The sequence below is a fragment of the Saccharopolyspora sp. NPDC000359 genome, from assembly GCF_040300525.1.
In the GTDB taxonomy this organism is placed as follows: domain Bacteria; phylum Actinomycetota; class Actinomycetes; order Mycobacteriales; family Pseudonocardiaceae; genus Saccharopolyspora.
Map to the genome: position 1 here is coordinate 89,858 of NZ_JBEPDU010000012.1, position 9,672 is coordinate 99,529.

Annotated in this window: 9 protein-coding genes; 2 read left to right on the top strand and 7 right to left on the bottom strand. The window is 71.3% G+C overall.

Going from position 1 to position 9,672, the window contains the following annotated elements; translation table 11 throughout:
- Positions 1-306: 306 nt before the first annotated feature.
- A complete protein-coding gene (locus ABT324_RS10790) occupies positions 307-813 on the bottom strand; it encodes a hypothetical protein (protein ID WP_351174853.1) in 507 nt (168 codons plus the stop codon).
- A gap of 164 nt (positions 814-977) precedes the next feature.
- Here ABT324_RS10790 and ABT324_RS10795 point away from each other — a divergent pair, with 164 nt between their 5' ends.
- Both ABT324_RS10795 and ABT324_RS10800 read left to right on the top strand, forming a co-directional pair.
- Complete coding sequence (locus ABT324_RS10795) at positions 978-1,448, top strand: DUF421 domain-containing protein (RefSeq protein WP_351174855.1); 471 nt, start codon at positions 978-980, stop codon at positions 1,446-1,448.
- A gap of 89 nt (positions 1,449-1,537) precedes the next feature.
- Positions 1,538-1,771 carry a hypothetical protein gene (locus ABT324_RS10800; RefSeq protein WP_351174857.1) on the top strand — a complete coding sequence of 78 codons (234 nt, stop codon included), beginning with the start codon at positions 1,538-1,540 and terminating at the stop codon, positions 1,769-1,771.
- Between the two features lie 53 nt (positions 1,772-1,824).
- Here ABT324_RS10800 and ABT324_RS10805 read toward each other — a convergent pair whose 3' ends face one another.
- From ABT324_RS10805 to ABT324_RS10830, 6 genes are all read right to left on the bottom strand, one after another.
- The gene (locus ABT324_RS10805; RefSeq protein WP_351174893.1) at positions 1,825-3,162 is read right to left on the bottom strand and encodes an amino acid permease; all 1,338 of its coding nucleotides are present in this window, start codon (positions 3,160-3,162) and stop codon (positions 1,825-1,827) included.
- A 742-nt stretch (positions 3,163-3,904) separates the two neighbouring features.
- On the bottom strand, positions 3,905-5,119 hold the full coding sequence (locus ABT324_RS10810; protein ID WP_351174859.1) for a PLL family lectin: 1,215 nt from the start codon (positions 5,117-5,119) through the stop codon (positions 3,905-3,907).
- Positions 5,120-5,249: 130 nt separating this feature from the next.
- Positions 5,250-6,377 (bottom strand): sensor histidine kinase, encoded by a 1,128-nt coding sequence (locus ABT324_RS10815; RefSeq protein ID WP_351174861.1) that lies wholly within the window; start codon positions 6,375-6,377, stop codon positions 5,250-5,252.
- Between the two features lie 344 nt (positions 6,378-6,721).
- Positions 6,722-8,014, bottom strand: a complete 1,293-nt coding sequence (locus ABT324_RS10820; protein ID WP_351174863.1) for a YrhB domain-containing protein — start codon at positions 8,012-8,014, stop codon at positions 6,722-6,724.
- 288 nt (positions 8,015-8,302) lie between these two features.
- On the bottom strand, positions 8,303-8,671 hold the full coding sequence (locus ABT324_RS10825) for a toxin-antitoxin system YwqK family antitoxin (protein ID WP_351174895.1): 369 nt from the start codon (positions 8,669-8,671) through the stop codon (positions 8,303-8,305).
- A gap of 29 nt (positions 8,672-8,700) precedes the next feature.
- The gene (locus tag ABT324_RS10830; protein ID WP_351174865.1) at positions 8,701-9,453 is read right to left on the bottom strand and encodes a hypothetical protein; all 753 of its coding nucleotides are present in this window, start codon (positions 9,451-9,453) and stop codon (positions 8,701-8,703) included.
- Between the last annotated feature and the right edge of the window lie 219 nt (positions 9,454-9,672).

Below are 9,672 nucleotides of genomic sequence, written 5' to 3' on the forward strand. Positions count from 1 at the left end.
CCCGGCACTCCTCGACGAACCTGGGCACCACGCCCGCTTCCCACCGCCTGCAGCGAGATCGGCCCACGCGGTCCGCACCGTCCCGGGTGTGGGAGTGGTGCGCGCCGGACGACCCGATCACACGCCAACGGGGTCCGCGCCCGCCATGCTGCTCGCCGGCCCGGTCTGGTTGGTCAGCTCGGTCGTGCTTCGCGATCATCGCGGTGCTGCGGGTGCGCAGGCGCCGGCCTGCGCTGACCCCCGCGCGGGTGCCGTGAGCGGTTCGCCGGGGACGCCGGGCGGCTGGATATGGGTCGGGGCGAACCTTCAGGGGAGGACGAACTGGTGGAGGGTGACGGGAGTGGTGTTGGCGGCGGTGATGGTCGCTGTCCGGGTGCCCATCCCGCCGCTGGGTTTCAGGTCGAAGCGGAGCAGAAGCCCAGTTCGGTCGGTGGGGAACTCGTAGACGAGGTCGGCACCACTGGAGCGGACCGAGGCCGGTTCGGGAGTCGTCGCCTGCACCTGGTTGGCGGCGAGGTAGGACTGGGTGATGCGCACTTCGACCTGTCGTTGCTCCGGGTCTGGGGCTGGCACGGCGATCACGAGCTCGGACTGCCCCTGGTTGCGCACGAAACGGTCGTAGGACACGGCGAGGCGGCCGTCGGCGCTGACCGCCTCGGACTCGCTCAGCACGCCGTTGCCGAGCAGGCCCAGCAGGGCTGTGGCCACGACCGCGACCAGCAGCGACCAACCCGCTAGCGCCGCGTGCCACTTCCACCGCTGGTGGCGCGGGTCCTCGCCGATCGTGCGCACCGCCTCGGACCGCTCGCTCACTCCCACCTCCCTGGCCGGTACCCGCTGCCCACCGGGTTCCCGCGCGCGCCGGGTCACAACCAGGCGTTCGACAGCAGCGCGGATCTTCGGCGGGCGTGAGCGGTGACCGCCCTGGGAATCCCGTTGCCAGGCGTCACCTTCGACGAGCGCAGGAGTGGATCACCTTGGACAGCGTTCTGCGGGCAGCTGTGGTGTACCTGGTCGTGCTCGTGCTCTTCCGCATCACCGGGAAGCGGACCCTCGCCCAGGTCACCACGATGGACCTCGTGCTGCTGCTGATCATCAGCGAGGCCACCCAGCAGGCGCTGCTGGGCGACGACTACTCGGTGACCAACGCGGCGGTCGTGATCACCACGCTCGTCCTCCTCGACCGGGCCTTCGACGTGCTCAAGTTCCGGTACAAGACCGTTTCGCGGCTGACCGAAGGGCTGCCGCTGGTCCTGGTCGAGCACGGCGAGCCGCTGCACGACCGGTTGCGCAAGGAGCAGATCAGCACCGACGACATCCTCGCGAGCGCGCGCAAGGACCAGGGCCTGCTGCGGATGGAGCAGATCGACTTCGCGGTGCTCGAACGCTCCGGCGGCATCAGCATCATCCCCGCCCGGGAACCCGACCAGCGGGAGCGCCCGGGGTGAGGTCCACGCCGCTGGGGCGCGCGGGGTTTCGCGGGGCCGGGGGCGGGCAATTCCTCGTGGAGTCAACCAGCCAGGACGGGAGCACAGCGATGGCTACTGAGCACACCCCAGCGGATGACATCGTTTACGACCTGGTCAGCGTGCAGTACCACGCGTTGCAGGGCGCGGAGAACAACGACCGGTTCCAGAAGGACGCCCACGACCACGACGACGTGCGGGAGTTCTTCGCCGAAGTCGCCAAGCAGGACGCCTGGCGGGCCCAGCGCTGCCACGAGCTGCTGGCCAACCTCACCGGCAGCGGCCGGGGGTTGAGCTCCAGCTGATCCTGGGCTCCGGCGGGCAGCCACGGTGGTCGCCGTGGCTGCCCGAACCGGTGCTACCGGTCCCCGAGGGCCCGGACGGTGTCCACCCGCTTGCGGACGCAGAACCAGCCGACCACCAGGGCTGCGGCCAGCAGCGGGACGCACAGCAGCGTCACCCGGCCCGCCGGGACGTCGAACCACATCAGGACCACCACCGCCAGCAGGAACGCGATGGTGACGAACTGGGTCACCGGTGAGCCGGGCAGGCGGTAGAGCGGCCGGGCGACCTCACCGGCCTGCGCCTTGCGCACGAACACCAGGTGGCAGAGCATGATCATGCTCCAGGTGGTGATGATCGCGACCGCGGCGAAGTTCAGCACGATCTCGAACGCGGCGGCGGGCACCACGTAGTTCAGCCCCACCCCGAGCACGCAGACCGCCGCGGTGAGCAGAATCCCGCCGTAGGGCACCTGGTTCCGGTTCATCAGGCCGGTGAACTTCGGCGCCGAACCAGCGGCCGCCATCGACCGCAGGATGCGACCGGTGGAGTACAGCCCCGAGTTGAGGCTGGACATCGCGGCGGTGAGCACCACCAGGTTCATCACGTCGCCCGCCGCCGGGACGCCCAGCTGGGACAGGACCGTGACGAACGGGCTCTGCCCCTCCTGGTACTGGTTCCACGGCAGCAGCATGGACAGCAGGACCACCGAACCGACGTAGAAGATGCCGATCCGCCACATGATCGAGTTGATCGCCTTCGGCATCACCTTGGCGGGCTCCTCGGTCTCCCCCGCCGCGACGCCGACGAGCTCGACCGCTGCGTAGGCGAAGACCACGCCCTGGATCACCAGCACCAGCGGTACCAGGCCGTTGGGCAGGATGCCGCCGTTGTCGAGCAGCAGCGCCGGGCTGGGCGTCGAGCCGCCGATCGGGGTCCCCATGACCAGCAACCCGATGCCCACCAACATGAAGGTGACCAGCGCACCGACCTTGATGATGGCGAACCAGAACTCCATCTCGCCGAACAGCTTCACCGACACCAGGTTCAGCGCCAGCACCACCACCAGCGCCACCAAGGCCAGCACCCACTGCGGGACGGCGGTGAACAGGCTCCAGTAGTGCGCGTACAGGGCGATGGCGGTGATGTCGGCGATCCCGGTGGTGGCCCAGTTCAGGAAGTACATCCACCCAGCGACGAAAGCGCCCTTCTCGCCCAGGAACTCGCGGGCGTAGGACACGAACGCTCCGGAGGAGGGCCGGTGCAGGATGAGCTCGCCCAGCGCCCGCACCACGAAGAACGCGAACACGCCGCAGACGCCGTAGGCGATCGCCAACGCCGGACCGGCCTGCGCCAGCCGCCCACCGGCGCCCAGGAACAGGCCGGTGCCGATCGCGCCGCCGATCGCGATCATGTTGATGTGCCGTGCTTTCAGGGCCTTGCTGTACCCGGCGTCGCCGGCGTCGACGTGCTGCGGCGGGGCCGCTGCGCGCTCACCCTGGATGGTTCCGTCAGTCACAAGTATCTTCTCTCGTTCCCGTGCCAAGTTCGCGCCAGATCGCGCGCGGGAGATCCCGTGGAGGGGTGCCGCCCGACGGCGGACGACGAGTCATGGTTCGACCTGGGCCCACACCGGTCAAGGCACCGCGAACGATGTTGGGATCTAAGGGCAGATTCCGCGACGCGGTGAGGCACCAGGGACAGCGCGACCGCTCGGATGAGCGTTGCTCGCAGCGGAGAACCGCAGGACATGCCGACCTGGCAACGACATCGCTGTGCAGATCCCGCACCGATGAGCGCACTCGAGCCACATCGGACGGCGGTGGTGTCGTGCCCTCGGAGCTGTCCAGACCGGAGAACGACATCTTGACAACGGCATCAGCCGTCACGCGCTGATCGCGGAGGAACTCGGGAAGATTTCAGTAGAAGTGGGCGTCTGATCCCCACTGGGACCTCACCAGAACCCGCTTCCGGCCACTCACCCGACGTTACAGTTTCAACTGAAACTGTAACGTCGGGTGAGTGGCGACGCGTCGTCGGGCGAGTGGGGGACGGTCACAGTTTCCATTGGAACTGCGGAGTTCCGGCGTGTCGGGTGCCCGACATGCCGTTGGTGCGCCGGGCTGATTTCACTGCGATCAGCTCAGTGGAATCGCTCAGTCCGGGATGAACACCCCGCCGGGTTCCGTTGACCAGGTGCTCCACGGGCCTGCGGCCGGGTTCTCCTGGTGGGCCTCCTCCATGCCGCCGCGCTTGCCGATCGCGAAGACGACCAACTCATCCAGCGCGTCCTTGGTCACCGCCGTCAGCTCAGCGGTGTTGCCGCCGATGGAGACCCACTTGTTCAGGCCGTGCCTGAGCGCCTCCACACCCCAGGTGTGCTCCACCGCGCCCCGGGGCGTGGCGGCGAAGACCACCACCGTGCCCCTGGCGTCCAGGACTGCCAGCGGTGGTCCCGCCACGTCGCCACCGGCGCTGTGCCAGCCCGCCCAACCGGCTCCCGGGTTCGTCTCCGCGTTGTGCTGCAGCGATCCGTCCGCCCCTCGGGCGAAGACCTGCAGCCGCCCGTCGCGGTCGACGACGACCGACGGGGACGTGGTCAGGCTGCCACCCAGGTCCGTGGGCTCGCTCCAGGTGCCAAGCCCGGTCTGCGACAGCACCGCCATCCGGCCGTCCGCGCCGACCGCGAAGACGCGGAGCACGCCCCGGGGGTCGCGGTGGATCGCCGGGTCGGTCGATGAGTGGGCGGCCAGGTCGCGCCAGTCGCTCCAGGTCTCGCCCGCGGGCTCGGTCTGGTGGCTCTCCCACAGGGTGCCGTCGGCGGACCGGGCGACGACCGCAAGGCGGCCTCGCGCGTCCTGGACCGCGGCGGGCCTGCCCGTGAGGTCCGGCCCGCCCAGCTCGCGCCACGGCGCTGCCGCAGCCGTCGGGCTGACGTCAGGCGACATCCACAGCGCGCCGTCGGTGCCGACGAAGAACGCCGCCAGGCGGCCGAAGGCGTCGGTCACCGCCACCGGGTCCCCGGCGGCGCTCCCACCGAGGTTGACCCAGCCGTGGTCGGGTTCGATCGGCGAGGAGCTGTGGAGGTGGCGCAGCACCGAGCCGTCCTGGGCCCTGGCGAACAGGACCACGTCGCGGTCACCGGTCAGCTGCACCGCTGCGGCGGGCTGCGCGGAGACCTGCGCCTGCTGCAGCGTCGAGCTGCCCTCCGGTGGGGCGTCACCGGTGCCCGGGACCTGGCTGAACACGATCAGCGGCGTCGCGATCAGCACCAGGCCGAGGACTCCCGCCACCAGCGAGGAGCGCTGGTCGTCGCGGCGCTGCGGAATCCTCCGCATCGGCGTGGTCGGGTACTCGTCGTCCACGCGCACCGGTGTCCCACCGGGCCTGGGCGGGACGCCGCCGCTGACGGCGCCCCGTGGTTGATCACCCTTCGAGAACGGACGCAATGCGCACCCCCGTGCCGTGTCAGTGCCCCAGCTGCCGAAGAACGTCGACCTCTCAGGGACCAGTGGCACCTGCCGCGCGGATCGGGAAGCGGGCCTCGAAGCAGCACCCTCCCGGGACGTTGTGCACCGACACCCGTCCGCCGTGGGCCTGCACGAGCCCCTGCACGATGGACAGGCCCAGGCCACCGCCGCGCGTCGACCTGGTGCTCGGCTGGTCGCCGCGCCAGCCCATGTCGAACACCGAACCGAGGTCGGCGACCGGGATGCCGCCGCACTCGTCGGTGACCGACACCACGGCCCACCCCGGGGTGGCGTGCACGTCGACCGTCACCGTCGAGCCCTCCGGGGCGTAGCGGATCGCGTTGGCCAGCAGGTTGTTGAACACCCGGGTGGCCGCGCGGTCGTCCACTGTGGCCACGACGGGCTGGATGGTGCGGGCCCGCAGCGTGATGCCGCGGCTGGCCGCCAGCACGTCGAGCGCGGCGACCTCGTCGCTCACCAGGTCGTCCAGCACCACCTCGCGCGGGGACAGCCGCAGGGTCCCGGACTGGATCCGGGACAGCTCGAACAGGTCGTCCACCATCTCCGACAGGACCTGGGTGTCGGAGCGGATCTTCCGGCAGTAGTCGGCCAGGTCGTCCACCACGCCGTCCTCGATGGACTCCACCACGGCGCGCAGCCGGGCCAGCGGGCTGCGCAGGTCGTGCGAGATCCACGCGACCAGCCGCCGCCGGGACGCGTCGAGGGCCTGCTCCCGCCGCCGCGACTCGGCCAGCTTGTCGCTGGTGCGCTGCAGCTCCCAGGCGAGGTCGGCGAACTCGGCGCTCGGCAGGTCCTCCGGCTGCTGGAAGCGCCGCTGCTGCCCGAACGACCGGGTCGCCTCGGCCAGCTGCCGGCTGCCGCGCATCACCGCGCGGCCGAGCAGCAGGCCGACCACGACGGCCACCGCCCCGGCGACGAGGTTGACCACCAGGTCCACCCCGGCTGGCAGCTGCGCCGACCGCGCCACCAGCATCACGGTGACCGTGCTGGTGTTGATCGCGCAGACGGTGATCACGATCACCGCCACCAGCGAGTACCCCACCGGGTAGTGGCGGAGCAGCCGCAGCACCACGAGGCCGAGCAGGCCCACGCCGACCGACTCGCACACCGCGATCAGCACCACCAGCAGCGGACTCATCAGTCCTCACCACCTGCCCCGGCGGACCGGTGGTGGCCCGCGACGACCAGTGGCCGCGGCCCGGTCGCGCGCGCTTGGCGATCCGTGCCCCGGTCAGCCTGTGCCATGCTTCGAACCCGCTCCTCACCGATGATCTGCCCTCACACTAATGGGAATCATCGGGACGAGTGCAGGCGGCTGCGCTCAGCAACCCCGCCGCTCGGCGACGAGATCGGCCCTGACCTCGCACGACGTCCGGCGGGCTCCGTCTTGGACGCGCACCGCTCCGGGCACCGCGGGCCTCGCCCTCCCCGCCGGGCGGGACCACACCGGGTCACCGGCGGTCACGCGGTGGAGTGCCGTCCTCACCGGTAGCGGATCACGTGCAGCGCCATCGGGTCCTGGTCGAAGGTGGGGTAGCCGTCCTCGGCGAGCGAGTCGATGAGCCGCACCCCGCCGCCCTCGTTGACCGCGACCAACAGGTTGCCCACCGTCTCCCGGCCCCGGGCGTCTCGGCGGCGCACCCACACCAGGGCCCGGGTCTCCGACGGCCCGTCGGAGACCTCCGTGAAGACGGCGGCCCAGTTGCGGTGCTCGGTGGAGCTCAGCGGCTCGCCCAGCTCCCGGATCGTCGGTTCGTACCACGCGGCGGCCGCGGGTGACGGCGGCGCGGACAACCCGTCGCGGCGCGCGTTCCAGTCGGCCAGGTAGGACCACGGGTCGTTGTTCGGCAGCCCGAACGGCGCCTCGCCCTCGTCCTTGGGCACCACCAGAGCCGCGTCGAGCATCTGGTCGTGCCAGTCGCCGGTCTCCTGGAAGCGCTGCGTGGTGCAGGCGAACAGCCAGCCGCGCTCGGTCTCGTCCGCCTCGCCGGGGTCCACCACGACGACCGGCTCCTGGTAGGTGTGCGCCAACCAGCTGTTCGCCTTCTCCAGCGCTGCGGGCAGGTCCGGGGCCGCCAGCTCCCAGGGCAGCCGGAGGTTCGACGGCTCGGCGACGATCGGGCGGTGGAAGCGGGCGACCACGAGCTGGTCGATCTCGTCGTCGTCCAGCCGGGCCAGCGCTCCCCGCTGCCCGTCGAGGAAGACCGCGCGCCCCTCGTCGTGGAACCCGTACAGCAGGTGGCCGGTGAGCTCGACGCCGCCGACCTGCCGCCGCAGCCACACCGCGGTGCGCGTGCCCGGGCCGCCCTCCACCAGCGTGGACGCCACGTCGTCCCAGGTCGAGCAGGTGTAGACGTCGGCGCCCGGGAAGTGCGCGGCGACCATCCGGTCCCACCAGCCCGGTGCCTCGTCCAGCGGCGCCCACGGCAGTGCCGTGGCCGCCTGGTGGTCCACCGCGGCGTCCGTGGCGATCAGGCACCCGCGCGCGTTGACGCGCCAGCGCCAAGGCTCGACGCCGCCCGCTCCGGGGGAACGCGCCGCGTTGAGCTCCTCGTCCAGCGGATCGGCGTTGGCGACCGGGAACGGTTCCCCGCCGTCCTTGGGCACCGCGATGGTGGCCGCCAGCAGCGGCCCGGCGGAACCGTCCGCGTAGTGGCACCCGAACAACTGGGTCAGCGCACCGTCGACCAGCGGTTGGTCGTCGGTGAGGGTGACCAGACCCCCGTACGTGCGGTCCAGCCACTCCGCGCCCCGGCGGGCGAGGTCGTTGCTCATCGTCACCTCGGTCACTCTCGTGCATTGGCTCGCTGGCCTCCGCGAACCGCGGTCGGCACGACCATCGTTGGCCCACCGCCGCCATGCCGGTACCCGCGCGGACCGCCTCGCGGGGAAACCCCCACCACCGGCCGCGACGAGTCGTGCGGCTCCGGTTCCAGGGCGGGGCTCGCCAGCGAGTCGTCGAGCTCCGCTGCGGCTGATGGCACACCACTCGACGAGGTGGGCGGGTCACCGTCGTCCCGGGCTCGTGGCTCCGCTCCGCGGGACGAGCACCGGTGAGTCGGCCTAGGCCTGGGTCCGCCGGGGCGGCGCCGCCGTGTAGTCCTCGACGAGCTCGCCCGCCTCGTCCCACCGCTGGGTCCGGAGCACGTCCCCGAACTCGTTGAACTGGTCGTACCGCGCGAGCTGCCCGGAGGGGTACCACTCGCGCCACTCCCCGACTGCTCGGCCGTGGTCGCACTGCCCTTCGGACTGCTTGGTCCCGTCGGGGTACCACTCGAACTGCGGCCCGTGCTCGATGCCGTCCTGGTAGCTGGACAGCTCGACCACGGTCCCGTCGGCCGCGTGGTCGACGACCTCGCCGGTGAAGGGGACTCCCCGGAAGGACGTGATCATCCGGTCGTCCATGGAGGTGTCCGCCCGGTTGACGCGCATCTCGTTCACCAGTGCCCTCGTCGTCGCTCTCACAGGCCGGCGTCGGTCTCGAAGGAGTGCTTGTTGTCAGGGTATCGGTAGTCCCTCGGGCTGTAGGAGAAGCGCCCCGAGTAGCTGGGCACGCCGCGCAGCACGGTGTCGCAGTTCGCGCAGGCTGCCGCTGGCCCACCGACGCCCAGGGCGGAGCCCTTCCCGATCCAGCGCGGATCGATTCGCATCTCCGCAAGGGCTTCCCCGGTCGGCGGCGCCCCGCCCGCCTCGCGCGCGAGGCGCTCACGCTCCCAGAGCAACTCTTTGGTGGCCTTGACCTCGGCGTGGCGCAGCGGATCGTCGTGGTGCGCCCGCCCGTCCTGGACGAGGTCGGCGCCCTGCCACTGGTACAGGGTGGTCTCGGACTCCTTCACCGGGTACTGCCAGTGCCCGAGGTCCTCGAGGTTCTTCCGCAGGACCGGGTGGACGTCCTCCGGCTTCACGAGGTCGTTGGGGCGCCCGTTGACGCCTTCGGTGATCGTCCCGGTGCGCAGGTCGATCGCCGCCGCCGAGCACGGTCCGTCCTTCTTCCCAGTGCCAGTGGCGATCACCTGCGCTCGCCGCGCCGAGAGCTCCTGCACGTACTCCTTGACCGGGACGTACTTGCCCCCCGCGTTCTTGACGTGGGTGATGAGCCCCTTCGCGTTCCGCGTGACCCGTTCCTCCGGCAACGTCTCCAGGTGCGCGCCGCGCCTGCGGTCCGCCGGGGGCCCGTCCGGAACGTGCTCCGGCGGCCTCCCGGGGTCGTGCACCGGCGTGGCGGAGAGGTCTAGCGGCGTCTCCGACGGCTGGTCGGCGGCCGGGGGCTTGTAGTGCTCCCGCTCCGGGGGACTCCCCGACGCGTCGGGGTTGCCGCCCTCTGGCCCCGACCAGGAGGTCGGGGTCGAGCGCGACGCCCCGCATCGGCTCCGCGCCGTGCGGTGAGGGCTGGAAGCCGATCACGTTGTGCCGCCCGACGTCGGGGATGGTTC